The following is a 26,690-nucleotide window of genomic DNA, read 5'->3' as shown; positions in this document are numbered from 1 at the left end:
GTAACCGGTCACCTGTCCAGGTGGAGAACGCCCGGGCAGCTCGCCCCAGTTGCCCGCCGGACGGCCGGCGTCCCTCGCCCGGAGGGCCCACATCCCCTGGACGAAGGGGCGTAACGGCCCGGCTCAGCTCCCGCAATGCGGGGGAAACGGCGCGGCCCTACCGTCCATGAACCGAATGGTTCATGAACGAGGAGGGCCGCCATGGCCGCCACGGGAATCAGTGAGTCCCCTCCCGAAGCAACGCCCCGGACCACTCCCGCAGCGCTTGAACTGCGGGGGGCGACCAAGGAGTTCAGGCTCCGTCGGTCACGTACCGTCACCGCGCTCGAAGGCGTGGACCTTGCCGTCGGCAACGGCGAGTTCGTCGCGCTCCTGGGACCGTCGGGCTGCGGCAAGTCCACTGTGCTGCGCATGCTCGCGGGCCTCGACACCCCGACACAGGGCGAGGTGCTCGTCAACGGCGGCGCCCCCGCCGAGCTGGTGCGCGGCCACCGTCTGGGCATCGCCTTCCAGGAGCACGCGCTGCTGCCCTGGGCGAGTGCGTACGACAATGTCGCGCTGCCCTTCCGGGTGGCGGGCCGCCCGGTGGACGCCGACCGGGTCAACGCGCTGCTGAGTCTCGTCGGGCTCGAAGGGTTCGCCGACGCCCGGCCGCGGCAGCTCTCCGGCGGTATGCGGCAACGCGTCGCCATCGCGCGGGCCCTGGTGCTCCAGCCCGAAGTCCTGCTGCTCGACGAGCCGTTCGGGGCGCTGGACGCGGTGACCCGGCGCCGTATGAACTTCGAACTCGCCCGAATCTGGGCCGACCAGCAGATCACCACGCTGCTGGTCACGCACGACGTCGATGAGGCCGTACTGCTCGCCGACCGGGTCGTCGTCCTCACCGGCCGGCCCGGCACCGTACGCCATGTCGAGGACATCACGCTCCCGCGGCCCCGTGACAAGACACTGACACGGGACGCGGAGTTCCACCACATCGTCGACCGGCTGACCGCCCTCCTCGACGAGGGGGCCGAGTGAACCGCGCCCGCACCACTCTGCACACCGTCGCCGGAACACTGCTGCTGCTCGCGGCCATGGAGGGCGTCGGGCGGCTCGGCGTCCTCGGCGAGAGCTGGCCCCCGCTGACGCAGGTCGTCGCGGCGCTGGACGATCCGATCACCCGTGATCTGCTGGGCCGCGCACTCGCCGCGACCGCGACCGCCGCGGGCACCGGCTTCGTCGCCGGCACGCTCATCGCCCTCGTCGTCGCCCTCGTCGGCGCCTTGCTGCCGCCGTTGCAGCCAGGGCTCGACCGGCTGGCCGCCGTCGTGCACGCCGTGCCCCTCATCGCGCTCGGCCCACTGCTGATCACCACGGTCGGCCGGGAAGGCACCCCCGCGGTCATCGCCGCGCTCGCCGCCGGCTTCGCGGTCTTCGTGGCCGCCACCTCCGGGCTCGGCGCGGCCGGTGCCGCCCACCGCGACGTGTTCCGCGCGCTGGGCTCTTCACGGCGAGCGACCCTCCTGCGCCTCCAACTCCCGACCGCTGTCCCGCTGTTGATCGACGGACTCGCGCTCGCCGCACCGGCCGCGGTGCTCGGCGCGGTCGTCGGCGAATGGTTCGGCGCCCCGCGCGGTCTGGGAGTCCTGCTGGTCAGCTCGATGCAGAACTTCCAGACCGATCTGATGTGGGCCGCGGCCCTGTCCGCCGCCGTCATCTCCCTCACCGCGTACGCCACCCTGGCCGGCCTGCGCGTGGCGGCCGCCCGGAGGTTCGTATGAGCAGGAGGGAGAGCGCGGTCGTCGAGGGCCCGAGTGCGGGGCAGCACCCGGTCGGGAAAGGCGACAGGACCGCACCCCGCGCCGACGCCGCAGACGGCGGCAAGCAGCCCTGGCGCGTCGTTCTTCGCACCCTGACCCGCCTGCTGTCCCGCTACTGGACCGTGCTCGCCCTCGTCGCCGCCTGGGCGGTATGGGTCCGTACCCAGCAGTTGAACCAGATCGTCGCGCCCACACCGGCCGCGGTTTTCGGCGACGTCCTCGGCCACCCGGGCGCCTACCTCCCCGACCTCGGCTGGACGCTGCTGAACGCGGCCGTGGGCCTCGCACTCGGCCTGGTCCTCGGGGTGACGGGCGCGCTGCTGGTGTGGGCCTCTCCCCTGCTGTCGGGGCTGATGACACCCATGGCGCTGATCATGCGCTCGGTCCCCGTCGTCGCGATGATCCCGGTGATCGCCAGGGTCGTCGGATTCGGCATCACGGCGGTGCTGACCGTCACCACTGTGGTGTCCTTCTTCCCCGTCTTCGTGATGGCCGGCTCGGGGCTGCGCGCCGCGCCCGCCGCCACCCGCGACGTCTTCACCGTCCTCGCCGCCACCCGCCTCACCCGGCTGCGGCTGCTCCTGCTGCCGCACGCCGTCCCGGCCGTCCTGGTCGGCCTCCGGCTCACCGCGTCCACCGCGGTCCTGTCCGCAATGCTCGCCGAGTACCTGCTCGGTACGCACGGCCTCGGCCTGCTCTTCGCCCAATCCGTCACCTTCATGGACCCGGCCCGCGCCTGGGGCACCGCCCTGGTCGCCACCGTCGTCTCCGTCCTGTGCTTCATCGGCGCCCGGGCCGCCGAACGGCTCGGCTCGGCCCACTTCAGCTGATCAGCCGTCACCACCTTGGCCCGGGCCCACTCCCCCTGTGGAACTCGTCGAAGTTACAGAACCTGTGGAAGGAACCACCGTGGCACCACGCACCGATCCCGCCCGTCTGCCCCACCTCTCCCGTCGAAGTCTCCTGCGTGCGGCGGGAGCCTCGGGGCTCGCCCTCGGGGCCGGCGGGCTGCTCAGCGCCTGCGGCGGCGATTCCGGCGCCAGCTCCTCGTCCGGATCGGGCGACGGCAAGTCGACCACCGTGAAGGTCGCCCTCGGCTGGATCAAGAACGTCGAGTTCGCGGGATTCTGGCTCGCCGACGAGAAGGGCTACTACGCCGACGAGAACCTCACCGTCGAGTTCCAGGCGGGCGGCCCCAACACCCCCGACCCCACGCAGTCCGTCTCCGCAGGATCCGCGGACCTCGGCGTGCACGCCAACATGCAGACGCTGCTCCAGGCGATCCCCAAGGGCAACGACTTCTCCCTCCTCGGCGCCGTCTTCCAGACCAGCCCCGGCGGGCTGCTCTCCCTCGCGTCCGACCCGGTGAAGGAGCCGAAGGACCTGCTGGGCGCCAAGGTCCTCGGCCAGCAGGGCACCCAGCCCCTTATCGACGCGATCCTCACCAGCGCCGGGCTCAAGAAGTCGTACGACTTCACTCCCGTCGGGTACGACGTGAGCCCGCTCGTGCAGAAGCAGGGCAAGGCGTACACCTGCTTCCTCACCAACCAGCCGATCACCCTGGAAACCAAGTACGGGATGAAGAAGGGCAAGGACTACGAGGTCGTCACCTACAGCGACCTCGGGCTGCCCTCCTACTCCTCGATCGTGTTCTGCAAGCGCACCATGCTGACCGGGAAGGCGGACGTCCTGGAGCGGTTCATGCGCGCCACCGTCCGCGGCTGGCAGGACAACGCGAAGGACCCGGAGCAGGCGGCGAAGCTCGCCGTCACCAAGTACGGCGTGGACCTCGGCCTCGAACTCAAGCAGCAGGTCCGGGAGAACGACCTCCAAATCCCCTTCACACAGAGCGCGCTGACCAAGAGCAAGGGACTGCTGCGCATCGACGAGAGTCTGCTGGGCGGCGACATGTACGACGGGCTGAAGGCGGCCGGCGTCAAGGAACTGCCGGACGCGGCGAAGATCGTCGACCAGTCGGTACTGGACGCGGTGTTCGGCAAGAAGGCCACGGTGTGACGGCGGAGGCCGTCGCCAGCAGCGCGGGGGCGACGGAGCCGTTGCCGGGCATCGCTCAGCCGCCGGCGTCGGATGTCGCCGAGTGGCCGGGCACAGCGGGAATGCCGGCAGGCTTCGCAGCGGCGCCGTTGGGTGCAGTCCCCGCACCCGCCGACGCGGGGACCGCCCTCCCCCGCGATCTCCACCGGCTGCCGAAGGCGCATCTCCATCTGCACCTGGAGGGCTCCATGCTGCCCGCCGCTCTCGCCGATCTCGCGCGCCGACACGGCGTGCACGTGCCGGACATGGATGCGTACAGCAGCTTCCGCGAGTTCGGGCTGCGCTATGACGAGGCGGTGTCGCTCGTCCGGTGCGAGGACGACCTGCGACGGGTCGTACGCGAGGTCGTGGAGGACGCGGCCACGGACGGTGCGGTATGGCTGGAGCCGGCCGTCAACCCCGTGCGGTACGGGCAGGCCTTCGGCCGAAGCTCCGCTTACGTCCTCGACCTCCTGATCGATGAAGCGTGCGGCGCGGCAGCCCGGGCCGGCATCGGCTGCGGACCCTCGTCACGGCCCTGCGCCACCTCGACCCTCGCGAGGCCGTGGACCTGGCGCGGCTCGCGGCCACGCGGGCGGATGCCGGAGTGCCCGGATTCGGCCTCGCCGCGGACGAGTCGCTGCACCCGCCCGAGCCGTTCGCCGATGCCTTCGCGCTCGCCCGCGCCGCGGGGCTGATCGCGGCGCCGCACGCCGGCGAACTCGCGGGTCCCGCGAGTGTGCGTCCCTCCCGCCGCCCTGGTCCTGGCGCCCAATGTCCCAGTCGTCACGCCCACACAGGGCGGCCCCGGTTCTACCCGTGCCCGTCGGCGTTGCGCCGACCGCGATCAGCACGTGGACGTTGATGGTCGAGAGTGGTCGTTCCAGGAGCTGATCGTGTGGCCAAGGACCCGTTGGATGCGACCCGGAGCATGGGACCGCGCCGCCGACTCGGCCGCTCTGCGGGGCGCCAGACAGTCGCGCCGGGCTGCCCGGGCCACGGTCAGCAGCAGGAGCCATACCCGTGGACACCAAGTGATACCACTGATACCGTAGGTACCATGTCGACTTCCAAGGCCATGAGCCTGCGCTTCCGGGACCCCGAACAGCAGGCCGCCATCGTCGCCGCTGCCAGGCAGGCCGGGGTCAGCATCCAGGACTACATCCTGTCCGCCGCGTACGCCCGCGCGACTGCGGTGGAGGACAGCTTCCTCAAGGCGTTCAAGGACTCGATGGACCGCAGCGGGCATGCCTTCGCCGCCGAGCCCAGCACCGCCGACCCCGCACCCGAGCAGCGGGCCGCCGAACAGCAGGCCCGCCGCGAGATGGAGCCAGGCGAGCGGGGCCACGCCGCGTGAACCAGCCCGACCCCCAGCAGCCCCATCCCCTCGATGTGCCCTTCCTCCTGCACGCAGCCGAGCTCCTCGACGGTGACCCCCAGGTCGACGACTACGGTCCTCTCTACGCGGCCGTCGCCCGCGCCAACGCGCGGGCCATGCAACGCGACATCTACGGCTCCCTGAACCTGAAGGCCGCAGCCCTGCTGCAGACCCTGCTCAGACTGCCCGCACTGGAGCACTCCAACGACGCCTTCGCCTGGCACTCCTGCGAGGCCTACCTCGCCCTGAACGGCCGCCGCCTCACCTACCAGCCCAAGGACGCCGTGGCCCTGGTCCGCGACGCTGCGGCCACCACCATCGGCGTCGCCCAGATCGCCCGCCAACTGCGCACCTGGGACGCCGCCTGAGGAACCCCTGAGGCCCCGCACGACCACCTCATCCGAACTAGTGACCTCTTCGGGTGTTGTGTTGTTTTGTCGGGGGAAACTTCTTGACGCTCTCCTCCCTGAAGGGAAGGAGAGCGTCAACGATGCATCTTCCATGATCGGGAGTTACACCGAACGTCTTACAGTCCCTTCCTTTGCTGCGCGGTTCCAGGCGGCGTCGCGCAGCAGGCGCAGGCCGTTGAGTCCGACGATGACGGTGGAGCCTTCGTGCCCCGCGACGCCGAGCGGCAGCGGGAGCGTGGCAATCAGGTCCCAGGCCACCAAGGCGGTGATGAAGATCCCGGCGATGACCAGGTTCTGCACGACGAGGCGGCGGGCCTGGCGGGAGAGGGCCACGACGGCGGGGATGGCGGCGAGTTCGTCGCGGACGACGACGGCGTCGGCGGTCTGCAGTGCGAGGTCGGAGCCGGCCCTGCCCATCGCGATGCCGGTGTGCGCGGCGGCCAGCGCGGGCGCGTCGTTGACGCCGTCGCCGACCACCAGCACGCAAAGGCCCTCGTCCTCCCACTGCCTGACTGCCGACACCTTGTCCTGCGGAAGCAAACCGGCGCGGACATCGGTAATGCCGACCTCGGCGGCAAGTTGGCGTGCCGCGCGTTCGTTGTCACCGGTCAGCAGAACCGGTGTCTGGCCGGTGAGTTCGGTGAGCGCGGCCACTGTCGCCTTCGCGTCGGAGCGGAGCCGGTCGGCGATGCCCAGGACCCCGACCGGCGTGCCGTCGCGCCGGACGAGGACCGCGGTGCGGCCTTCGTCTTCGAGCGCCTGTACCGCGCTGCCGATGTCCTGGCCGTCGACAGCGACGAGGCGGGCCGGGGAGCCGACCTGGATGGTGCGGCCGCCGACGGTGGCGGTGACACCCGCACCGGGGGCGGAGGTGAAGCCGGTTGCCGCGGCGAGGGTGAGGCCGCGTTCGCGGGCGGCCTGGACGACGGCGCGGGCGAGGGGATGCTCGCTGGGGTGCTCGGCCGCCGCCGCCAGCGCCAGCAGCCCGTCCTCCTGCAGACCGGAACCGGGCTCGGGACGGATGTCGGTGACACGTGGCGTGCCCTGGGTCAGGGTGCCGGTCTTGTCCAGCGCCACGAGGTCGACCTGACCCAGGCGTTCCATCACGACGGCGGACTTCGCCAGGACACCGTGGCGGCCCGCGTTGGCGATGGCGGACAACAGCGGCGGCATCGTGGACAGCACCACCGCGCACGGCGAAGCAACGATCATGAAGGTCATCGCCCGCAGCAGAGCGGGCTGGAGCGCGGAGCCGAAGGCGAGCGGGACCGCGAAGACGGCCAGCGTGGCGATGACCATGCCGATCGAGTACCGCTGCTCGACCTTCTCGATGAACAACTGGGTGGGGGCCTTGGTCTTGGACGCTTCCTCGACCATCTTCACGATCCGGGCGATCACCGAGTCCGCCGGGTCACGCTCGACCCGCACCCGCAGAGCACCGGCGCCGTTGATGGTGCCGGCGAACACCTCGTCCCCGGCCCGCTTGGCCACCGGCAACGGCTCGCCCGTGATGGTCGCCTGGTCGACATCACCGGCCCCGTCGAGGACCTGGCCGTCGGCGCCGACCCGCTCGCCGGGCCGCACCAGGATCGTGTCGCCCACCGCGAGGGAGTCGGCCGGGACGCTCTCCTCCTCACCACCGGGCAGGAGCCGGGTTGCGGTGGTCGGCGCCAGGTCCAGCAGACCGCGCACCGAGTCGGCGGTCCGCGCCGTCGCGACCGCCTCCAAGGCCCCGGAGGTGGCGAAGATGACGATCAGCAGCGCGCCGTCGAGGACCTGGCCGATGGCAGCGGCACCGATCGCGGCCACCACCATCAGCAGATCCACGTCCAACGTCTTGTTCCTGAGTGCCTTCAGACCCTCCCGCCCCGGCTCCCACCCGCCCGTGATGTAGACGGCGGCATACAGCGGGGCCCACAGCCATGTCGGGGCACCGAGAAGATCCAGCGGGAGGGCGATCAGGAACAGCACCAGCGCGGCCAGCGCCCACCGGGACTCCGGCAGCGCCAGCACCCGCGTACGCCGCTTCGGGAGCGCCGGACGCAGTCCGGCAGCGGTCGGCGCGGGCCGCTGATCCAGGACAGAAGACATGACAAAACAACCCTTCACGGACGGACGGGGTAACGCGCCCACCATACAGGAACATCTGAACAGGTCTTCAGGTGTCACCGGTATGATGCACCCATGGGCCACGGAACCGACGCCAGCAGCGCCACCACCCGCGAACGCCTCGACGCCGTCGGCACCGCGGACGTCGCCGCCACCCTCCAGGCCCTCGCCACCCCATCCCGGCTCCACATCCTGGCCCGCCTCCAGGAAGGCCCCTGCTCCGTCAGTGACCTCGCCGACGCCGTCGGCATGGAAGCCTCCGCCTGCTCCCACCAACTCCGCCTGCTGCGCAACCTCGGCCTGGTCACCGGCGAACGCCACGGCCGCTCGATCATCTACGCCCTCTACGACAACCACGTCGCCGAACTCCTCGACCAGGCGCTCTACCACGTCGAACACCTGCGCATGGGAATCCGCGACAACTCCGCAGCCACCGAAGAGGTACCGGCCGGTCTGTAAGAGGTAGTTGAGGACCTCGCGCTGCAGACACGGAGCCGGTCAGCGGATCACGCTGAACCGCAGATGGGTGGCGTTCGACGTCTCGATCACCTTCGTACGCTCCAGCCGGTACTGCCCGCCCAGGTGCTCGAAGAGCCGAGTCCCGCCGCCGAGCAGGACCGGGGCCAGATGGATCTGGATCTCGTCCAGCAGCCCGGCCGCGAGGCACTGCTGAGCCGCGCTCGCGCCGTGCACGGCGACCCCCTTGCCGCCCGCCGCCGACTTCGCCTGGGCCACCGCGCTGTGGATGCCGTCGGTGACGAAGGTGAAGACCGACGGGGGCCGTACAGTCTCCAGGGCGGGTGCCTTGTGGGTGAGCACGAAGCACGGCGTCGGTCCGGCGGGCCCGCCGTCGCCCCAGCCGCCGTCGCCCTCCGCCAGGCCGTATGACACCCGGCCCATCAGGATGGACCCCAGCCCTGCGCGCATCTCGTCCAGCAAGTCGATGTCGCGCGGGCCCGGCTGGTGCAGCCACTGGTGCAGCGGCAGGCCGCCGTCGCCCAGTTGCTGTTCGCGGGAGACATTCGGACCGGCGACGAATCCGTCCAGTGACATCGAGATGCCTGAAACGACCTTGCTCATGACCTCGTCCCTCCGTTGGGTGCCTTCCTGAGGTGACGTCGGAGCCGCGTGGGAGTTCTCGACATCGCTCGGGGCGGGGCGAGGGTTACGCGAATACGGCTTCCGGGCGCAGGCGGCGCCGGGCCCCGCCAGTGTCCGGTTGTGCTCGTACGGGCCCGTCGTGTGATCTGAACCGGGGAAAATACGGCAACTGGCCGTCCGTGGCCGACCGCCGCGGCTGATCAACCCATCGGTCGCCTAAGCCATCGGCTGCATCGACGGCCCCGAATGTTCCAGTCCTGGCAGAAGCCAGCTCTGGAACGGAGCCAGTGCAGCCAGGACCAGGAACAGCACACCGACCGCCGTACTGAACACCGGTCCCAGCCGCCACAGCTTCTCGATGAAGATGACGACCGCGAGTCCGGCCATCGCCGCGATGTTCATCGTGCCCAGCGGTACGAGGACGATCATGAGCCCCCAGCAACAGCCCACGCAGTAGAGTCCGTGGTGCGCTCCGACACGCAGATCGCGGGCACGCGACCGGTAGCCGGCGTAGCGCACGAGCTGGCCCATGGGGCTTCGGCAGTGGCGCAGGCACACGTTCTTCAGCGGACTGAGCTGGTGAAGTCCGGCGAGCAGGAAAGCGCCGGCGCCGATCCAGCGCCCGGCTTCGGGATGGCTGTCGACCAGACGGCCGGTCACCGTGAGGATCCCGTACACCGCGAGTCCGAATGCCGTCCAGGCGATCAGGTATCCGCCCACGAACTGCGCGATCCGCGCCGCCCGGACCGTACCGGACGACTGACGGCCGATGGCCCGGACCCAGGTGATGGCCACCGGCGACACGGACGGGAACATCATGGCTGCCATCATGATGACCCAGAGCAGCAGGAACAGCGGCAGGCCAAGGCCCATCGTTCCCGGCCCCGTCTCTGTGCCGCTGGCCTGCCCCACCACGAGGAGCCACGCAAGCAGGGCGAGCAGCAGCATGAGGGACCAGGCGGCGGTCATCTCCCGGGCGGAGAGGAGATTGCCCGGCCGCATGGGCGCGGAGAGCGATGCCCGGTTACGGAACACGCTTCCAGGTCACCACAGAAGGCGGCCCCTTGCGCGGTGTCCGCTCCGCCTGGACATCTTGGCTCCCCTACGTCAACGGGAGGAGGATGGAGGTGATGACCCGCGTCACCGAGTGGATGCGGTGTCCCACGGCGATGTGTTCCCCGCGAGATTGCCGACCACCTGATTCACCCGGGGTGGGTCGCGAGGAGGCGAGGACATGACGGAGACCGGGAAGTCTGTTCCGAAGTGGCATGCGGCCGGGGACTGGTTCGACACCTGCAAGTGCAACGTTCCGTGCCCGTGCTCGTTCGCACAGCCGCCCACCTACGGTGACTGCGAGGGAGTCCTGGCCTGGCACGTGCGCGAGGGGCGCTACGGCGATGTGCCGCTGGACGGCCTCAACGTGCTGATGCTCGGCTCGTTCGTCGGCAACGTGTGGGCCGAGCACTCCGATGCGTACGCGGCCGTCTTCCTCGACGAGAGGGCTGACGACGCGCAGCGCGAGGCACTACAGATGATCTTCGGCGGTCAGGCGGGCAGCTGGCCTGCCGAAATGATCAGCATGTTCGGAGCCGAGATGCGAGGCATGGACTTCGCCCCCATCGAGGTGCAGGTCGACGAGGATCTCGGTGGTTGGAAAGCCACCGTTCCGGGACGGGTCGAGGCGAGCGCGATGGCCCTGACGGGACCGACTACACCCGACGGCGCACGTGTGCAGTCCACCAACCTGCCGGGATCGGAGACCGGCCCGGGGCAGATCGCGACCTGGGGCCGCGCGACAGCGGACCGCGCCGACGCCTTCGGCTTCCACTGGAGCAGGGAGGGTCAGTCCAGCAAGCACATCACCTTCGACTGGTCGGGTCCGACCTGAGCCTGCCGGCGAGGTCGTGTCAGATGTGCCAGAGATCGGCGATCTGGACCGCATCGGGAGCGCCGGAGGCGGATGCAGCCCGGCGAGACGGCGCTGATATCTGCTGTGCTGTCGTACCAACGGTGCCGCAATCCGGACATCAATAATCCGTGCAGGTCAGACAACTGCAGTGCGTAGGTGTCGCAGTGCAGCGCAGGTGACGCGGGTTGCACAACAGCATCACGCGGCATCAGCCGCTACTGGGCAATCACTCGAGGCCTCGTCATGCGTACGCCTCGGGTTCGAATCCCGAAGGCGGCTCGGAAAGCCCAGGTCAGAGGTTTCAAGACCCTTCGTGAGAGATCACGGACATGCTTGCCGCCCTCGGCGCACTCCGAAACGCCACCAGAGTCCGCTGGGCCTCCCAATCGCGGCAGTGCGCCCCGGCCAGGGGGAAGCGCGCATCGCTGCCGGCCGCCGGGAACGGCCCGTGCCCGCGCCCCTGATTGCCGCGTTGGCCCGTCCGGTTGGTGGAGTTGGTGCGTCGTCGGCATTGTGGGATTATGTACATAAAATAACAAAAAGGGGATCAAATGTCTGCGATCAAAGAAAGCGTCGACATCTCCTGTCGCCCCGAAGAAGTCTTCTCCTACGTGACTGATCCCTCGCACCTTCCCGAGTGGCAGGAGAGTGCCGTGTCGGTACGCCCTGTGGGAGATGCTCCTGTGGCCGTGGGTTCGAGAGTCGTGGTGACCCGGCGGATCGGTCGCCGGGACATCCCGATGACCTCGGAGGTGACCGAGTTTGATCCGCCGAGGAGCTGGCGGGTCGACGGCATCGACGGTCCCATCCGAGGGCACGTGAAAGGGACGATCGAGCCGCTCGGCGACGGTGAACGGTCGCGCCTGACGATGTCCCTCGACTTCGAGACGCATGGGATCGGCAAGGTGCTCGTTCCGCTCGTCGTCCGTCCGCATGTGCGCAAGGAGATGCCGAGGAACGAGCAGACGCTGAAGAGACTCCTCGAGGGGAGTGCGTGAACCCGGCTCGCTCTCCGGCTGCCGACCCGGTCTCGCTCCCAAGGGGCGGGCGACGGACGGGCTTGCGCTTGCGGGCCCCTGTTCGCCGCCCGGGAGCAGAACCCGCCGGACCGGCCTGGCCCGGAAAAATAGGCGGTGACCTCGTCACGCTGTTCCTGGCCGGTGATGTGATGCTCGGCCGCCGAGTCGACCAGATCCTTCCAAACCCGGCGATCCGAAACTGTCGGAGTCCTACATCAAGGACGCCCGTGCCTATGTGGACCTGGCCGAGGCGGCGAACGGCATGATCCCCCGTCCGGTCGACTTCCCCTGGCCCTGGGGCGACGCGCTGGACGTGCTCGCCGACGCGGCGCCCGATGTCCGGATCCTCAACCTGGAGACCGCCGTCACGCAGAACGACGAGACCGCGCCCGGCAAAGAGATCCATGACCGGATGCACCCGGCCAACCTGCCCGGTCTGGCCGCCGCCCGTCCGCACGTCTGCGCCCTGGCCAACAACCAAGTGCTGGACTATGGCCGCCGCGGGCTGGAGCAGACCCTCGACGCCCTGATGGACGCGGGCCTTCGCTCGGCAGGGGCGGGGCGGGACGCCCACCAGGCCCGGCGTCCCGCGATCGTGCACGTCATAGGCGGACGGCGCGTCCTGGTCTTCTCCGTGGGAATGGCCTCCAGCGGCATACCCGGCAACTGGGCCGCCACGGCACAGCGCAGTGGGGTCGACTTCGTCGCCGAACCGTCGCACGCCGCCGCGGCCTCGATCGCCGCCCGGCGGCGTCCGGCCAAGTGGCCGGGCGACATCGTGGTCGTCTCGGTCCACTGGGGCTCCAACTGGGGCTACCACGTCCCGCGTGACCAGGTCCGCTTCGACCATGCGCTCATCGACGACGGCGCGGACGTTGTCCACGGCCACTCCTCGCACCATCCGCGGCCGCTGGAGTCGTACCGGGGAAAGCTCATCACCCACGGCTGCGGCGACCTGATCAACGACTACGAGGGCATCGGCGGCCGCGAGGAGTACAGGGACGACCTCCGACTGCTGTACTTCGTCACCGTGGACCAGGTTCCACGACGTGCGCATCGCCCCAATGAGGTCCCGGCGGATGCGGCTGGAGCGCGCGACGGTCGAGGACTCGCGGTGGATGCAGGACGCTCTGGACCGGATCAGCCGGGCCTACGGCTCACGCGTCGAACGGAACCCGGACAACACCCTCACCGCCCGGCCGTACCAGGGGCCGTAGGTGTGAGCGGGATCATGCACCCGACGGGAGCGCGGACCGCTCGGCGACATGTACGCCCGGCGCGCCGTTGGGGCGTGTCGTGGACTCACCGGGCTCCGGGTTCCCTGGACCGTCTCCGCAACGGCCGCCCGGGCGCGTACAACGGACTTCAGTCGGGGCTCGAGGACCTCACCTCGCCCGGGAGGCGACCATGTACTTCACAGACCGAACCGACGCGGGCCGGCGGCTCGCCGCCCGCCTGCACCACCTCAAGGGCCAGGATCTGGTGGTCGTGGGGCTTCCCCGCGGCGGCGTCCCGGTCGCCGCGCAGATCGCAGAGTCCCTGGGCGCTCCGCTCGACGTCTGCCTCGTACGAAAGCTGGGGGTGCCCTTCCAGCCGGAACTGGCCATGGGCGCCATCGGTGAGGAAGGCGTGCGCGTCGTCAATGAACCAGTGGTGCGGGGCATGGGTGTGACGGACCGTGATCTGGCGGCGGTGGAGGAACACGAGCGAGGCGTCCTGGAGCAGCACGCCGGCCGCTATCGGGGCGAGCGGCAGCCGGCCCGGTATGAGGGACGGACGGTTCTGGTGGTGGACGACGGTCTGGCGACCGGCTCCACGGCACTGGCGGCCTGCCGGATTGCGCGCGCCCGCGGCGCGTCACGGATCGTGCTGGCGGTTCCCGTGGCGCCGCACGACTGGTCAGCCCGCCTCGGAGGCGAGGCGGACGAAGGCGTCTGTCTGCATACCCCCCGGGAGTTCCACGCGATCGGTGAGTTCTACGCGGACTTCGGGCAGACGAGCGACGAAGAGGTCATCGCCTGCCTGGACCACAACCGCGCGGCGCACGCCACGTCCGACACGCCGCCGACCACAGGCGGCGCCTCCCCGGAACACGATTCCCTGCCCTATGACAGGTCGGTCCGGATACCGGCCGAAGGCGCCGCGCTCGACGGGCGGCTCACGATGCCCCGCGGTGCCCCGGGGGTCGTCCTCTTCGCCCACGGCAGCGGCAGCGGCAGGAAGAGCCCGCGCAACCGCTTCGTCGCCACCGGGCTGAACCGCGCCGGCCTGGGCACGCTTCTGTTCGATCTGCTCACCGAGGCCGAGGCGGTGAACCGGGACAACGTGTTCGACACGGCGCTGCTCGCCCGCCGCCTGACCCAGGCGACCGAATGGTTGCGCGAGCAGCCCGACACCCAGGGCATGGAGTTCGGCTACTTCGGTGCCAGCACAGGCGCCGCGGCCGCGTTGTGGGCCGCGGCGGAACCCGCCGCGGACGTCACGGCAGTGGTCTCCCGCGGGGGCAGGCCGGACCTGGCCGGCCCCAGGTTGCCTGAGGTGAAGGCTCCGACGCTGCTCATCGTCGGAGGCCGCGACCACCTGGTGCTGGACCTCAACCGACAGGCCGCGGCACGCTTGAGCTGCGAGCATCAGCTGGCCACCGTCCCCGGTGCCACGCATCTCTTCGAGGAACCCGGCACCCTGGAATCGGTCACCGAGCTGGCCACGGACTGGTTCAGCAGGAACCTGGCCTGATCCGGGAGCTATAACTGGTGGTACAGGGGGAGAAGTTGCTTCTTCGCAGATCAAGTGCGTTCGTCGGCGCGTACGACGGCTTCGGGGTCGAGCATGAGGATTGTCGAGGCCGCCGTTGCCGCACCGGCCGGAGTCAGTTCTCAAGTGAGCAAGCCGTCAGGCTCGGGTGTCGACGTGATGCCTCACAGTCGCCGGACGCGCAGCACACCTGTCTGCATCGGGAGAGTGAACTCGCCGCGGGCGGTCTCCGATCGCCGATCGGCTTGATGAGGCTCCATGACCAGTGAGAACCTGTCCGGATCCCAGGCTCCCGTGGAGGCAGTGCGGCAAAGGCTGTGGACGACCAGTTGATCGACGAGCTGGTGGGCCGGGCCCAGGCCGAGGGTCTGCAGCTGACCGGCGAGGGTGGGCTGCTGCAGCCGTTGACGAAGCGGCTGCTGGAGTCCGCCCTGGAGGGCGAGATCACCGACCACCTCGGCTATGCCAAGCACGACCCGGCCGGCAAGAACGGTGACAACTCCCGCAACGGCAAACGCTCCAAGACCGTCCTGACCGATGTCGGACCGGTGGAGATAACCGTGCCCCGCGACCGCGAAGGGCTCCTTCGACATCACCTTCGACGGCCGCCTCTCCGCAGCCCGTCAGTAGCCGTCAAACCCGGTTACACCGCCCGTTTGACAGATCCTCGCCCCGGCCCTCGACGACCTGGGCACGGGCGTCCGCTTCGGCGAACCGGCCACGCAGGGTGTCGTGGAGGAAGCGGTGCTGCGGCTGCTGGCGTAGCTTCGCGTATTCCGTGGCCGCAGGGGAACTCGGTGGCCATGAACACCGAGGCAGGAATCAAGGGATCGTACTGGCTGGAGACCGCACCGCCCGGCGAGCCCGCTCCCCCGCCGTCTCATGACCTCTCGGTCGACGTCGCGGTGGTCGGCGGCGGCATCGCGGGACTCAGTGCGGCCTGGGAGCTGGCCAGGCAGGGGCGTGAGGTGGCCGTACTGGAGGCCGGACGGCTCGCCGCCGGGGTCACCGGTCACACGACGGCCAAACTGACCGCCCTGCACACGCAGGTCTACGACCGTCTCCGCCGCACCCGTGGCCCCGAGGGCGCACGGCTGTACGCGCGCTCACAGTCCGCCGCGATCAGCCACGCCGCCGAGATCGTCCAGGAGCTGGACATCGACTGCGAGTGGGAGGAGGCCGCGGCCTTCACCTATGCCGAAGACCCCCGGGGCGTGGCGGAGCTGCGGGCCGAGGCGGAGGCGGCACGCGAGGCGGGACTGCCGGCCGACTTCGTCACGGAGACCGATCTGCCATTCCCGGTGGCCGGCGCGGTGCGGGTGACGGGGCAGGCTCAGTTCCATCCCCGGAAGTACCTGCTGGCGCTCGCGGACGACCTGCGCCGGCGCGGCGGTGCCGTGTACGAGGACACGCGGGTCGTGGGCCTCAGCGAGGGCGAACCGTGCGTGCTGTCGACCGACGCCGGGGTGTCGATCCGCGCCGGCGAGGTCGTGATCGCCACGCACTACCCGGTGTTCGACCGGGCCCTGCTCTTCACCAGGCTGTCCCCGAGGCGGGAACTGGTGGTGGCCGGTACCGTTGACGAGGCCCTGGCCCCTCGCGGCATGTACATCACGCCCGAGCAGGCCACGCGGTCCGTCCGCAGTGCACCGTACGGCAACGGCAAACGCCTGCTGATCGTCACCGGGGAGCACTTCACCCCCGGTGCCGCCGGCGTCGAGGAGCGCTTCGCCCGGCTGTCCGCCTGGGCCCAGGACCACTTCCCGGATCTCACGCTCACGCACCGCTGGGCCACCCAGGACAACGACTCCACCGACTCCGTGCCGCTCGTCGGACCGCTCCACGCCGGCAGCCGCCACACCTACGTGGCCACCGGGTTCGGCGGCTGGGGGCTGAGCGGCGGCATCATGGCGGGCGGCCTGATCGGGGACCTCGTTCGCGGACGCGAGTGCGAGTGGAGCGGCCTCTACGATCCGCGCCGCCTGTCCTCCGTGATCCGCGAGGGCGGCTCCTTCCTCAAGCAACAGGCGCACGTGGCCCGGCACTTCGTCGGTGACCGGTTGCCACCACTGACGGGCCCGGCACCGGAGGACATCCCTCGCGGCGACGGAGCCGTGGTGCGGACAGGTGGCCGGCAGTGCGCGGTTCACCGCGACGAGAACGGCTCGCTCCACGCGGTCTCGGCCCGCTGCACCCACCTGGGCTGCATCGTGGCCTTCAACCGTGCGGAGCAGGCATGGGAGTGCCCGTGTCACGGCTCCCGCTTCGCCCCGGACGGCCAGATCCTCCAGGGGCCTGCCGTACGGCCGTTGGAGAAGCGCGACATCTGAACGGTACGGCGTTTCGCGGCCCTGGGCGACGGGAACCCGGTGAGCATTCCGTCGAGAACCTGCCCCTGACACAGAGAGAAGTTGAAGCGCCGTGACCGCGCGCACTGCCCCGCAGAAAGTCCTCAAGGTGGCCAGGACCGGTTGGTCGAAGGCCCGTCACCGCCGCGGCACGGGCGTACGTACCTGCGTCCGCGCCGTGGACAGCAGCGGCCCCCCGGCTACGGCGCTCGCGGGTGCGGGCGCGGGCGCGGAGTGGAACGTCGTCCGGGGCGAAGACTGACCGGCGACTGGCCGTGGCGGTGCCGGCGTCCCTGGCCTGCATGATTGCCACGCCGCGGGGAACCCGGCCGCCATGGGTGTGAACCAGGCTGAGGCCCCGATTCTCGAAGCGCTCGCCCGATACGCGGACGCCGACGAACTGGGGTTCACTCCCCCGGGCCACAAACAGGCACGCGGCGCGGACCCCCGCGCCCGCGGGGTCCTGGGTGACGCCGTCTTCTACGGTGACGTCCTGGCCAACGGCGGTCTGGACGACCGGCTCACCCGGGGCGGTGTCCTGGCGCGGGCCGAGAACCTCATGGCCGACGCGGTACACGCGGACCACACGTTCTTCTCGACCTGCGGCAGTTCCCTGTCGGTGAAGGCCGCCATGCTGACGGTCACCTCCCCCGGCCACCAGTTCCTCGTCGGACGCGACGCCCACAAGTCGGTGGTGGCCGGGCTCATCCTGTCCGGTGTCGAACCCGTGTGGGTGGAACCCCAATGGGACACCTCCCGCCACCTCGCCCATGCCCCCTCGGCGGCGGCCTACGCTCAGGCGTTCGCGGAGCATCCGGACGCCGACGGTGCCCTGGTCACCAGCCCCACCCCGTACGGAGCCGCCGCCGACCTCAAAAGCATCGCCGAGGTCTGTCACCGGCTCGGCAAGCCACTCGTCGTGGACGAGGCATGGGGAGCCCACCTCCCCTTCCACGACGCCCTGCCGTCGTGGGCCATGGACGCGGGCGCCGACATCTGCGTGACAAGCATCCACAAAATGGGCAGCGGCCTGGAACAGGGCTCGGTGTTCCACCTCCAGGGCGACCGCATCGATCCCGCCGAACTGGCCTCGCGGGCCGACCTCCTCGGTACGACCAGTCCGAACGTCCTTCTCTACGCCGGCATCGACGCCTGGCGGCGGCAGATGGTCCAGCACGGTCACGAACTCTTCGGCCAGGCACTGGAGTTGGCGACACGCACCCGCACGGCCATCGAAGCGATCGGCGGCTTCCACGTCAACGACGCGAAGGACTTCTGCGGCCCCGGACTCGCCCACGACTTCGACCCGCTCCCGGTCGTCATGGACATCGGCGAACTGGGCACCAGCGGCTACCGCGCCGCCGACTGGCTGCGAACCCACCATCACATCGATGCCCACCTCTTCGACCACCGCCGTATCAGCACACAGCTCACCCACGCCGACGACGAGCAGACCACCGCGCGTCTCCTCGCGGCCCTGCGAGACCTGGCCGACCACACCGCCGAACTATGGGACGTCCCCCAGGTCGCCGTCCCGGCCCCTGCCGGTCTACGGATGCCCCAGGCCCGCCCGCCCCGGGACGCCTACTTCGCGCGACACGCAAAGGTCCCCACGGCCGAAGCCGTCGGCCGGATCGCGGCCGAGATGATCACCCCCTACCCGCCCGGCATCCCCGTGGCCCTGCCCGGCGAACGCCTCACCGAGCCCGTACTGAAATACCTGGTCACAGGAGTCAAGGCCGGAATGTTCCTGCCGGACGCGGCCGACCAGCGGCTGAAGACCGTACGGGTCGTCGAGGACTGACGCACACCCCGCGCCCGGAGCCGCACAGTGCCGTACGCACCTGCCTCCGACGAGTCCCGTCGCGCCCTGCGCCGTGGCCCGGGTTCGAGGACAGCGCCACAACTCCTCGGCGTACGGCACACGACGACGCCCTCTCCGATCACGCCGGCGAGCCCCACAAGGTACGCCGCCCGCAGCGGACGTTCCCTTGGACAGCAGACGCCGGCCCGACGGGTCCGCTCCGTCGCGCAGCGTCGACCGGGCCTTGTCGAGGCGCACGGACGCGGGACCGCCAGAGCTGCGAGCGGGAGCACTTCGAGAAAGCCTGCCATGTGCTGCTCGACCAGCCGGACGTCCCACTCGCCGGTTGCCGGCGACACGTCGTACAGCAAGGTCGCGCTGTGTACGAGGCACATGCGCACATCGTGGTGAGCACCAGGGGATCGACACGGGCGAGCAGCCCAGGACCACCCGCACGCCTAATCCGCTTCCCAGTACCCTCCCTCCGCCGCTCCCCGGACACCGCTCACGCCCCTGTTATGCACCTCGGATCACGGGGTACTCGCCAAGGCGCTCGGAGATCCGCCGCCACATGCTCCACCTGGGAGAGACCATGCCGGACTTCGGATGCTTCCTGTCGGGTGAGGAACACAGCCCGGCGGAACTCGTCGATCAGGCCCGGATGGCCGAGCAGACCGGTTTCGACGCACTCCGGATCGCGGACCACTACCGCCCGTGGAACGACCGCCAGGGCCAGAGTCCGTTTGTGTGTGCAGTGATCGGCGCCCTGTCACAGGTCGTTTTCGCTGTCCGTCGCAACGGCGGTGACCTGCCCACTGGTCCGCACTTTTCCCGCAGTGATCGCCCAGGCGGCCGCCGCCAGCGCCGCCCAGCTGGGTGGCCGTTTCCGGCTGGGGGTCGGCACCCGGTGAGGCGCTCAACGAGGACATCCTGGGCACCAGCCGGCCCGAAGTGGCGGTACGCCTGGAAATGCTGGAGGAAGCTCTCCAGCTCATCCGGCAGTTGTTCACCGGCGAGCAGATCAGCCATCGCGGCAAGCACTACACGGTGGAGAACGCCCGCCTGTACACCCTGCCCGACGAGCCGGTGCCCATCGACGTGCCCGCCTTCGGCCCGCAGGCCGCCGAGGTTTCGGCACGCATCGGGGACGGGCTGATCACGATGATGCCCGACACCGCCCTGGTCGAACGCTTCCGCCGCGCAGGCGGGGGCACCAAGCCGGTGTACGGCGGCCTCAAGGTGTGCTGGGGCACCGACCGGCAGCAGGCGCTGCACACGAACACCGCTCACCACCTGGGGGCCAATGAGCAGCTGCCCGGCGAACTCCCGCAGATCCTGCCGACCCCGAGCCACTTCGAGCAGGCGTCCCAGCTGGTCACCGAGGACCAGGGGGCGGCAACCGTACCGTGCGGCGACGATCCGGACGCCCACATGGCGGCCCTGACCGAGTTCGCCGACGCGGGATTCGACACCGTGTACGTCAACCAGATCGGCAAGGACCAGCAGGGCCTCTTCGACTTCTACCGCACGAAGATCCTGCCCCGACTACGCGACTGACAGCCGCGCCCGAGAGCACTGCCGACAGCACTGAATGGGTGGTGGAAGCCGTGGACCGGCCCGCAGACACGACAGGGATCGCTCTCGTCGTGATCGACATGATCAACACCTACGACCACGAGGACGCCGAACTGCTCGTGCCGTCCGTCAAACGTGTGGTGCCCGTCCTGGCGGAGCTGATCGACCGAGCCCGCGAGGCGGACGTACCGGTGATCTACGCGAACGACAACTTCGGACTGTGGCGCTCCCACCACGGAGAACTCGTCAATGACGCGCTGAAGCGACCGCACGCGGACCTGATCGAGCCGATCAGGCCCGACGACGACTCGCTCTTCGTGGTGAAGGCCCGCCATTCCATCTTCTACGAGACGCCTCTGTCCTACCTGCTGGGGCGACTGGGCGTCGGACACGTGGTGCTGAGCGGCCAGGTCACCGAGCAGTGCGTCCTCTACTCCGCTCTGGACGCGCACATCCGCCACCTGAACGTCACGGTGCCCAGGGACGCCGTCGCCTCCATCCACCCCCACCTGGAATCCGCCGCCCTGGAAATGATGGAGCGCAACATGGGCGCCCGGATCACCACGGCGAAGGAGATCGACTTCGCCCGGTAGCCCGCCGTAGAGACGCCTCGTACGACCAAACACCGCGTCTCGGCCAACGGCTCAGGACAGCAGTCTCCTCTGCACGGCCCGCGCCGGATCACCCTGGGTGCTTCACTGCCGCCACCTCCGGGCCGTGGGTCCACCTCGGTGCGCGGCTCCACAGGCTGTCGAAGGATTCAGGAGTCGCAGGAGGCTCCGCCGTCCGGCTGCCTCGGCCGCCCGGACGTGCGGTGACTGGTGTCGCACCACGGGTAGGTGCGGCTGCGTCGACAGGTGCACAGGGCGACACAGAACCGGTCGGACGACACGATGGTGCCATCCTCCAGTGTGACGTCCACAGGTCCTTCGACCAGCAGTGGCCCCGCGCGCTGGGCCACCATGCGGCAGCGCCGTTCATCCGGGTCGTACGGCACGAATGATCACCAGCTCTTCCTTCTCGGCGTCGCCTTCGATCAGGCCGCGGTCGCGCAGCCAGCCGCTGCGGGAGCGCAGGACGGGACCGAAGGCGACGCTGCGGTGTTCCACGATTCCGGCGCGCAGGCCCGCCATCCGCAACCGCCGCAGCGACTCTTCCGGGCCACTCAGCGCGGACTGCACCACGAGCAGCACGCCGCCGGGCCTCAGGAGCCCGGGTGCGTCCTGGCAGATCCGGTCCAGCACGAGACGGCCGTCGTGCCCCGCGTCCCAGGCCCGCGCCATGCCCCGCCGGGGGCACGCGCCGGTGGGTGCCGGCACATACGGCGGGTTGGACAGGATGAGGTCGAAGGACCGGCCCGACACCGGAGCCAGCAGGTCACCGCGTTCGACTCGGATCGGGAGACGGGCGAGTAGCGCGTTGACCTTGGCGTTCAGAGCCGCTCGCCAGGAGATGTCAATCGCCGTGACACGGGTGCCGAGCCGCGCTGCAACCAGAGCGACGGCACCTGTTCCCGTACCCACGTCGAGGACTTCCGCGTGCGGGGGAAGGAATTCATCGTGCAGGAATCGGACGAGCAGGTCGGTGTCGTCCTGAGGGGTGTAGACGCCGGGCAGAGTGACCATGGTCATCGGGGTTCGTCTCCGGTTCCCGTGGATGCGGCAGAACCTGTTCGTGGTCGGAACACCGATCGCACAGGTATGCGCAGTGACGACTCCCCGGCCCGCCACGCACCGAGAAGGCGTTCGGCGAGGCGGTCTTCGAGATGGGTGGTGGCGTCCACACCGAAGGCGACATCGCTGTCGAGGTGGGGCTCCTCTTCGAGCAGACCCGCTACGACATCCCGGCGGACGACCTGTTCGTGCACGGCGTCGGCCTCGACGTGTTCGTCGTAGAAGTGCTCGGCGGCCGGTCCTGCGCCGGTGCGCCGCATGGCCTGGGCGAGGCGACGTGAACCCGGCGACGAGGTGATCTCGACGGTGGCGAAATGTCCCACCAGAGCCCCTCGCAGGGCGCGGTGAAGGCCGAAGAGGGACATCAGGTTCACGACGGCGAGAGCCTCAGCACCGGTCGCCTCGAGATAGTGCCCATACGCGGTGTCCAGGTCCAGGTCGGCCATCAGCGCGGCGAACAAGCGGGCATGCACGCGATCCGCACGGCCTCCGCCGAACTCGTCGAACTCCACGGCCGCCATTCCCGCCTTTGCCCGACCCCACAACCGGGGCAGCACCCAGGCGTGCGGATCGGCTTCCTTGAGGTGGTAGAGCGAGCGCTGGGCAGCGTACTCACGCACCTGCCACAGTTCTCCCTCGTCCCGCAGGAAGTGGCTGACGCCCCAACCTTCGACGGGTTCGACGAGCAGCTCGTCCAGTGCCTCGTCGGCGTGCTTGTGCACGGGAGCGGCATCGCGGAGAGTCCTGAGAAACGACTGTTCCAGGGCTGCCCGGACCTTGAGCAGGTCGGGGTCCCACTCGCGGTCGGCATCGACGTCGGCGAACCCCCGGTAGTGCAGCTCGTAACAGATGTACAGGGCGAGCTGGAGATCGTCTCCGAGCGGGGTGACGGCGGAAATCTCCTTGCTGTTCGGAAGTGGTCCCGTACTGCACAGATATTCGATGATCGCTGCTGAGATCCGACCACGAGCGGACGGCAGGGTCGGCTCTCGTGATGTGGCATGCATGAACACCGAGTACCCGTGATCCAGAAGCCCTCACGTGAGCCGTTGTGGGACGTTCGCGGTGCGGGTTCCGGGTGGTTCTCCCTTGCCGTACTCGTGCTCCGGGTACTGAGACTCCTGGTGCGCGCAACAAGCCCGGGGTGACACCGTTGGGGCTCTCGCCGTATGCCGGATCGTCTTGCGGGTACTCGCAGGTTCCGTACACCGACCCCTGGAGCCGTCAGTGAGCCCACGCCCCCGCAACGTATTCGTCGTCGGTCTCGACGAGGCCAATCTGCGGACCTTCCGGGCCGTCCCCCGCGCCGAAGAGCTGTGCTTCCACCGCCTCCTGACCATCCAGGAGCTCCAGCACGGCGAGGTGGCCGTACCGGATCTGCTCGACCGGGCCCGGAGCGTGCTGGACGGCTTCGACGGACCGGTCGACGCGATCGTCGGCTACTGGGACTTCCCGGTGAGCACGCTGGTCGCGCTACTCGGAAAGGAATACGGGACGCGCGCCACCAGTCTGGAATCGGTGGTCAAGTGCGAGCACAAGTACTGGAGCCGTCTCGTGCAGCAGGAGGTCGCCACGGAGCATCCACGCTTCGGCCGGGTGGATCTCGACACGGCCGACCCGCAGCCGCCGGAGGGTGTGCGCTTTCCTATGTGGCTCAAGCCGGCGCTGTCGTACTCCTCCGAACTCGCCTACGGGGTAGGGGACATGGAGGAATTCAGCTCGGCCGTGGAACACATCGGCCAGGGAATCCACCGCGTCGGCCGCCCCTTCGAGTACATCCTGGACCAGCTCGACCTGCCGCAGGAGATGGCCGGGGTCGGCGGCCGGGTCTGCCTCGCCGAGGAGACGCTCAACGGGGTCCAGGTCGCGGTCGAGGGGTACGAGCACGACGGCGAGATCACCGTGTACGGCGTTCTCGACTCGATCAACTACCCGGATTCCACCAGCTTCCTGCGCCACCAGTACCCCTCGGCCCTGCCCGATCCGGTGCAGCAGCGCCTGCGCGAGGTGTCACAACGGGTCATGCGACGCATCGGCTGGCGGCAGGCGACCTTCAGCATCGAGTTCTTCTACGATCCGGCCACCGACAGGATCTCGATCCTGGAGATCAACCCCCGCCACTCCCAGTCGCACGCGGAACTCTTCGCCTACGTCGACGGCGTGCCCAACCACCACTGCATGCTCGCCCTCGCCCTGGGCGAGGATCCGGCCATGCCGTTCCGGCAGGGCCCGCATGCCCTGGCCGCCAAGTGGTACCACCGCTGGTTCACCGACGGCGTCGTACGCGAGGTGCCGCCGCCCGAAGAACTGGCCCGCATCGAGAAGGAGATACCCGGCGTCCGGATCGACGTCGTGCCCGACGAGGGGCAACACCTGTCGGACGTCGACCAGCAGGACAGTTACAGCTACGAGGTGGCGCACATCTTCACCGGCGGTGCCGACGAGCACGAACTGCGCGAGAAGTACGACCGCTGTGTCGCCGCGCTACGACTCGCCTTCGACCAGACGACCGGCCGTAGGACCGATCGCACGACCGACCGCACAACCTGAGAGACGCATGCGATACATCGAGAACCTCCCGCACACCACCAGGCAAGAGGACCACGTCAGGATCCCGATGCCGGACGGCGTCCACCTCTCGGCACGCGTCTGGCGCCCGGTGTCCTCGGACGACTGCCCCGTCCCGGCGATCCTGGAGTACATCCCGTACCGCAAGGGCGATCTGAGTTCGGTCCGGGACTCGATCCACCACCCCTACATCGCCGGGCACGGCTACGCGTGTGTCCGCGTCGACCTGCGTGGTACCGGTGACTCCGAGGGTCTACTCACCGACGAGTACCTGGAAGTCGAGCAGAGCGACGCGGAGGCGGTGCTCGACTGGCTGGCCGCGCAGCCCTGGTGTGACGGCACGACCGGGATGATGGGCATTTCCTGGGGCGCGTTCGCGGCGCTGCAAGTGGCCGCTCGGCGCCCCGCGAGTCTGCGGGCCATCGTCATCTCCTCGTTCACCGACGACCGTTACTCCGACGACATGCATTACATGGGCGGCGCGATGCTGTCCGACAACCTCGCCGAAGCGGGCACCATGTTCGCCTACGCAACGTGCCCGCCGGACCCGTCCGCGGTCGGCGAGCGCTGGCGCGAGATGTGGCACGAGCGTCTGGATACCGCCCAGCCGTGGGTCCTCAACTGGCTGCGGCACCAGCGCCGCGACAGCTACTGGCGGCACGCGTCGGTGTGCGAGGACTACGCCGCCGTACGCTGCCCCGTCCTCGCCTCCAGCGGCTGGGCCGACGGATACTCCAACGCGGTGACCCGTCTGCTCGCCCACCTGGACGTGCCGCGCAAGGGGCTGATCGGCCCCTGGTCCCACAAGTACCCGCACCTGGGCGAGCCCGGACCCGCCATCGGCTACCTCCAGGAAGTGGTGCGCTGGTGGGACCACTGGCTGAAGGGGGCCGACAACGGGGCGATGGACGGTCCAATGCTCCGGGCGTGGATGCAGGACAGTGTTCCGCCGTCCACCTCGTACGAGGATCGCCCCGGCCGGTGGGTCGGCGAACTCACCTGGCCCTCGCGGCACGTGCACGACACCGCGTATGCGCTGCGCTCCCGCCACCTCACCGCCGAGGACCAGGCCCCCGACGACGGGAAGAGCCAGACGCTGCGCTCTCCCCTGTCCGTGGGCCAGTTCGCCGGAAAGTGGGCCTCCTACAACGCCCCGCCGGACCTGCCCTACGACCAGCGCGAGGAGGACGGTGGCTCCCTGGTCTACGAGACCGAGCCCTTGACGGACAGGCTGGAGATCCTCGGAGCCCCACGCGTCGAACTCGAGGTGAGCGCGAACCAACCTGTGGCCATGGTGGCCGCCCGGCTGTCGGACGTGGCCCCGGACGGCAGCGCCACCCGGGTCACCTACGGCGTCCTCAACCTCACCCGCCGGGACAGCACGGACGAACCGGCGCCCTTGGAACCGGGCCGACGCCACCGGGCCACACTCCACCTGAACGGCGTGGCGCAGGCATTCCCGCCCGGCCACCGGGTACGGCTTTCCCTGTCCACGTCGTACTGGCCGTTGGCCTGGCCACCGCCACGGCCCGCGCTCCTTACGGTGTACGAGCAGCCGTGTCGCCTCGTCCTGCCGGTCCGCCCGGCTGACGAACCGGACACGTCGGCCCCCTTCGAGGCACCCGAGGGCACAGCCCCCATCACGACGACCCGAGTGACACCGCCCGAACAGCGCTGGGAGGTCAGCCGCGACCTGGTCGACTACGGCGCGGCGCTGAACATCGTCAAGGACCGTGGCACGGTCCACTTCGACGCGATGGACCTGGACGTCGGCTGCCGTGCCCACGAGCGGTACACCTCGGTCGCCGACGACGTCACCTCACCGGCCGGTGAGGTGACGTGGACCATGAGTTTCCGGCGCAAGGGCTGGGACGTACAGGTCCGCACGAGCACGACGTTGACCTGCGACGCCGAGACGTTCCACGTCAACGCCACGCTGGACGCCTACGAGAGCGGCCAACGCGTCGCCTCGCGCACCTGGAACGAGTCGGTCCCCAGGGACGCGCTGTAGACCGTGCCCGGGCAGACCGTTGCGAGGGAGAAAGGATCCGACCGGCCCTGCGTGGCGAGCCTCGTCCTGGGTACCCGCGGTCCGGCCGGCGTCCAGCACCCCCGTTGGGAGACGCCCTTGCCCCACGAACCGCCCGGCTGACGCTCCGCGCGCCATGCCCGCCCGGGTGGGCCAGTCTGGAAACGACGCCCACCA

The 26,690-nt window shown here is 69.7% G+C and carries 23 protein-coding genes and 4 pseudogenes; 21 read left to right on the top strand and 6 right to left on the bottom strand.

Annotated features, from left to right (window positions below):
- Positions 1-201: 201 nt before the first annotated feature.
- From QF035_RS51000 to QF035_RS50970, 8 genes and pseudogenes are all read left to right on the top strand, one after another.
- On the top strand, positions 202-1,020 hold the full coding sequence (locus QF035_RS51000; protein ID WP_307529574.1) for an ABC transporter ATP-binding protein: 819 nt from the start codon (positions 202-204) through the stop codon (positions 1,018-1,020).
- The gene (locus tag QF035_RS50995) at positions 1,017-1,763 is read left to right on the top strand and encodes an ABC transporter permease (protein ID WP_307529572.1); all 747 of its coding nucleotides are present in this window, start codon (positions 1,017-1,019) and stop codon (positions 1,761-1,763) included. Before QF035_RS51000 ends, QF035_RS50995 begins: the two co-directional genes overlap by 4 nt.
- A complete protein-coding gene (locus tag QF035_RS50990; RefSeq protein WP_307529570.1) occupies positions 1,760-2,632 on the top strand; it encodes an ABC transporter permease in 873 nt (290 codons plus the stop codon). Before QF035_RS50995 ends, QF035_RS50990 begins: the two co-directional genes overlap by 4 nt.
- Before the next feature lie 79 nt (positions 2,633-2,711).
- Positions 2,712-3,818, top strand: coding sequence for an ABC transporter substrate-binding protein (locus QF035_RS50985; protein ID WP_307529568.1), 1,107 nt, complete (start codon positions 2,712-2,714; stop codon positions 3,816-3,818).
- Positions 3,819-3,919: 101 nt separating this feature from the next.
- A pseudogene (locus QF035_RS56005) lies at positions 3,920-4,336 on the top strand (hypothetical protein); the annotation flags it as partial.
- The gene (locus tag QF035_RS56000; protein WP_373466878.1) at positions 4,324-4,701 is read left to right on the top strand and encodes a hypothetical protein; all 378 of its coding nucleotides are present in this window, start codon (positions 4,324-4,326) and stop codon (positions 4,699-4,701) included. The pseudogene QF035_RS56005 and the gene QF035_RS56000, both read left to right, overlap by 13 nt.
- A 195-nt stretch (positions 4,702-4,896) precedes the next feature.
- Entirely contained in the window at positions 4,897-5,193 is a 297-nt protein-coding gene (locus tag QF035_RS50975) for a hypothetical protein (RefSeq protein WP_245697538.1), read from the top strand.
- The gene (locus tag QF035_RS50970; RefSeq protein WP_307529564.1) at positions 5,190-5,582 is read left to right on the top strand and encodes a fic family toxin-antitoxin system, toxin component; all 393 of its coding nucleotides are present in this window, start codon (positions 5,190-5,192) and stop codon (positions 5,580-5,582) included. The genes QF035_RS50975 and QF035_RS50970 overlap by 4 nt, the downstream gene beginning before the upstream one ends.
- 144 nt (positions 5,583-5,726) lie before the next feature.
- On the opposite strand, the gene QF035_RS50965 is transcribed toward QF035_RS50970, so the two are convergent.
- Positions 5,727-7,715 (bottom strand): heavy metal translocating P-type ATPase, encoded by a 1,989-nt coding sequence (locus tag QF035_RS50965; RefSeq protein WP_307529562.1) that lies wholly within the window; start codon positions 7,713-7,715, stop codon positions 5,727-5,729.
- A gap of 93 nt (positions 7,716-7,808) precedes the next feature.
- On the opposite strand from QF035_RS50965, the gene QF035_RS50960 reads away from it, so the two are divergent.
- The gene (locus QF035_RS50960; RefSeq protein WP_307529560.1) at positions 7,809-8,192 is read left to right on the top strand and encodes an ArsR/SmtB family transcription factor; all 384 of its coding nucleotides are present in this window, start codon (positions 7,809-7,811) and stop codon (positions 8,190-8,192) included.
- Positions 8,193-8,231: 39 nt separating this feature from the next.
- Here QF035_RS50960 and QF035_RS50955 read toward each other — a convergent pair whose 3' ends face one another.
- Both QF035_RS50955 and QF035_RS50950 read right to left on the bottom strand, forming a co-directional pair.
- The gene (locus QF035_RS50955; protein WP_307529559.1) at positions 8,232-8,813 is read right to left on the bottom strand and encodes a dihydrofolate reductase family protein; all 582 of its coding nucleotides are present in this window, start codon (positions 8,811-8,813) and stop codon (positions 8,232-8,234) included.
- Between the two features lie 237 nt (positions 8,814-9,050).
- Entirely contained in the window at positions 9,051-9,836 is a 786-nt protein-coding gene (locus QF035_RS50950; protein WP_373467033.1) for a DUF2182 domain-containing protein, read from the bottom strand.
- A gap of 232 nt (positions 9,837-10,068) precedes the next feature.
- On the opposite strand from QF035_RS50950, the gene QF035_RS50945 reads away from it, so the two are divergent.
- From QF035_RS50945 to QF035_RS50900, 10 genes and pseudogenes are all read left to right on the top strand, one after another.
- Positions 10,069-10,722 (top strand): DUF1326 domain-containing protein, encoded by a 654-nt coding sequence (locus tag QF035_RS50945; RefSeq protein WP_307529556.1) that lies wholly within the window; start codon positions 10,069-10,071, stop codon positions 10,720-10,722.
- Positions 10,723-11,294: 572 nt separating this feature from the next.
- Entirely contained in the window at positions 11,295-11,741 is a 447-nt protein-coding gene (locus tag QF035_RS50940) for an SRPBCC family protein (RefSeq protein ID WP_307529554.1), read from the top strand.
- Positions 11,742-11,869: 128 nt separating this feature from the next.
- Positions 11,870-12,979, top strand: a pseudogene (locus QF035_RS50935) (CapA family protein).
- A gap of 190 nt (positions 12,980-13,169) precedes the next feature.
- Positions 13,170-14,498 carry a phosphoribosyltransferase family protein gene (locus QF035_RS50930; protein WP_307529552.1) on the top strand — a complete coding sequence of 443 codons (1,329 nt, stop codon included), beginning with the start codon at positions 13,170-13,172 and terminating at the stop codon, positions 14,496-14,498.
- A 299-nt stretch (positions 14,499-14,797) separates the two neighbouring features.
- A pseudogene (locus tag QF035_RS50925) lies at positions 14,798-15,097 on the top strand (transposase); the annotation flags it as partial.
- Between the two features lie 222 nt (positions 15,098-15,319).
- Complete coding sequence (locus tag QF035_RS50920; protein WP_307529550.1) at positions 15,320-16,846, top strand: FAD-dependent oxidoreductase; 1,527 nt, start codon at positions 15,320-15,322, stop codon at positions 16,844-16,846.
- Positions 16,847-16,937: 91 nt separating this feature from the next.
- Positions 16,938-17,126, top strand: coding sequence for a hypothetical protein (locus QF035_RS50915; RefSeq protein WP_307529548.1), 189 nt, complete (start codon positions 16,938-16,940; stop codon positions 17,124-17,126).
- A 72-nt stretch (positions 17,127-17,198) separates the two neighbouring features.
- Entirely contained in the window at positions 17,199-18,668 is a 1,470-nt protein-coding gene (locus QF035_RS50910) for an aminotransferase class I/II-fold pyridoxal phosphate-dependent enzyme (protein WP_307529547.1), read from the top strand.
- Positions 18,669-19,260: 592 nt separating this feature from the next.
- Positions 19,261-20,225 (top strand): annotated as a pseudogene (locus QF035_RS50905) (TIGR03557 family F420-dependent LLM class oxidoreductase).
- 50 nt (positions 20,226-20,275) lie between these two features.
- Positions 20,276-20,836, top strand: a complete 561-nt coding sequence (locus QF035_RS50900) for a cysteine hydrolase family protein (protein ID WP_307529546.1) — start codon at positions 20,276-20,278, stop codon at positions 20,834-20,836.
- A 167-nt stretch (positions 20,837-21,003) separates the two neighbouring features.
- Here the strand turns inward: QF035_RS50900 and QF035_RS50895 are convergent, their stop codons facing one another.
- Genes QF035_RS50895 through QF035_RS50885 form a run of 3 tightly spaced genes read right to left on the bottom strand, consistent with a single transcriptional unit; the run spans position 21,004 to position 22,923 of the window.
- Complete coding sequence (locus QF035_RS50895; protein WP_307529544.1) at positions 21,004-21,207, bottom strand: CDGSH iron-sulfur domain-containing protein; 204 nt, start codon at positions 21,205-21,207, stop codon at positions 21,004-21,006.
- Positions 21,208-21,220: 13 nt separating this feature from the next.
- Positions 21,221-21,874: a HemK2/MTQ2 family protein methyltransferase gene (locus QF035_RS50890; protein ID WP_307529542.1), complete on the bottom strand. Its 654-nt coding sequence runs from the start codon at positions 21,872-21,874 to the stop codon at positions 21,221-21,223.
- Entirely contained in the window at positions 21,871-22,923 is a 1,053-nt protein-coding gene (locus tag QF035_RS50885) for an iron-containing redox enzyme family protein (RefSeq protein WP_307529539.1), read from the bottom strand. The genes QF035_RS50890 and QF035_RS50885 overlap by 4 nt, the downstream gene beginning before the upstream one ends.
- 220 nt (positions 22,924-23,143) lie before the next feature.
- Between QF035_RS50885 and QF035_RS50880 the strand changes: the two genes are divergently transcribed.
- Positions 23,144-24,466 (top strand): ATP-grasp domain-containing protein, encoded by a 1,323-nt coding sequence (locus QF035_RS50880; protein WP_307529537.1) that lies wholly within the window; start codon positions 23,144-23,146, stop codon positions 24,464-24,466.
- Positions 24,467-24,473: 7 nt separating this feature from the next.
- Positions 24,474-26,495, top strand: coding sequence for a CocE/NonD family hydrolase (locus tag QF035_RS50875; protein ID WP_307529535.1), 2,022 nt, complete (start codon positions 24,474-24,476; stop codon positions 26,493-26,495).
- Positions 26,496-26,690 lie beyond the last annotated feature (195 nt).

The sequence above is a fragment of the Streptomyces umbrinus genome, from assembly GCF_030817415.1.
GTDB lineage: Bacteria > Actinomycetota > Actinomycetes > Streptomycetales > Streptomycetaceae > Streptomyces > Streptomyces umbrinus_A.
The sequence above is the reverse complement of the archived record's forward strand: the minus strand, read 5'-3'. Positions and strand labels throughout refer to the sequence as shown.

Coding starts and splice junctions, on each gene's coding strand:
- QF035_RS50975 (WP_245697538.1), top strand. CDS start 4,897: ATGTCGACTTCCAAGGCCATGAGCCTGCGCTTCCGGGACCCCGAACAG.
- QF035_RS51000 (WP_307529574.1), top strand. CDS start 202: ATGGCCGCCACGGGAATCAGTGAGTCCCCTCCCGAAGCAACGCCCCGG.
- QF035_RS50890 (WP_307529542.1), bottom strand. CDS start 21,874: ATGACCATGGTCACTCTGCCCGGCGTCTACACCCCTCAGGACGACACC.
- QF035_RS50945 (WP_307529556.1), top strand. CDS start 10,069: ATGACGGAGACCGGGAAGTCTGTTCCGAAGTGGCATGCGGCCGGGGAC.
- QF035_RS50940 (WP_307529554.1), top strand. CDS start 11,295: ATGTCTGCGATCAAAGAAAGCGTCGACATCTCCTGTCGCCCCGAAGAA.
- QF035_RS50920 (WP_307529550.1), top strand. CDS start 15,320: ATGAACACCGAGGCAGGAATCAAGGGATCGTACTGGCTGGAGACCGCA.
- QF035_RS50875 (WP_307529535.1), top strand. CDS start 24,474: ATGCGATACATCGAGAACCTCCCGCACACCACCAGGCAAGAGGACCAC.
- QF035_RS50895 (WP_307529544.1), bottom strand. CDS start 21,207: ATGGTGGCCCAGCGCGCGGGGCCACTGCTGGTCGAAGGACCTGTGGAC.
- QF035_RS50950 (WP_373467033.1), bottom strand. CDS start 9,836: ATGCGGCCGGGCAATCTCCTCTCCGCCCGGGAGATGACCGCCGCCTGG.
- QF035_RS50960 (WP_307529560.1), top strand. CDS start 7,809: ATGGGCCACGGAACCGACGCCAGCAGCGCCACCACCCGCGAACGCCTC.
- QF035_RS50990 (WP_307529570.1), top strand. CDS start 1,760: ATGAGCAGGAGGGAGAGCGCGGTCGTCGAGGGCCCGAGTGCGGGGCAG.
- QF035_RS50955 (WP_307529559.1), bottom strand. CDS start 8,813: ATGAGCAAGGTCGTTTCAGGCATCTCGATGTCACTGGACGGATTCGTC.
- QF035_RS50930 (WP_307529552.1), top strand. CDS start 13,170: ATGTACTTCACAGACCGAACCGACGCGGGCCGGCGGCTCGCCGCCCGC.
- QF035_RS50910 (WP_307529547.1), top strand. CDS start 17,199: ATGGGTGTGAACCAGGCTGAGGCCCCGATTCTCGAAGCGCTCGCCCGA.
- QF035_RS50965 (WP_307529562.1), bottom strand. CDS start 7,715: ATGTCTTCTGTCCTGGATCAGCGGCCCGCGCCGACCGCTGCCGGACTG.
- QF035_RS50885 (WP_307529539.1), bottom strand. CDS start 22,923: ATGCATGCCACATCACGAGAGCCGACCCTGCCGTCCGCTCGTGGTCGG.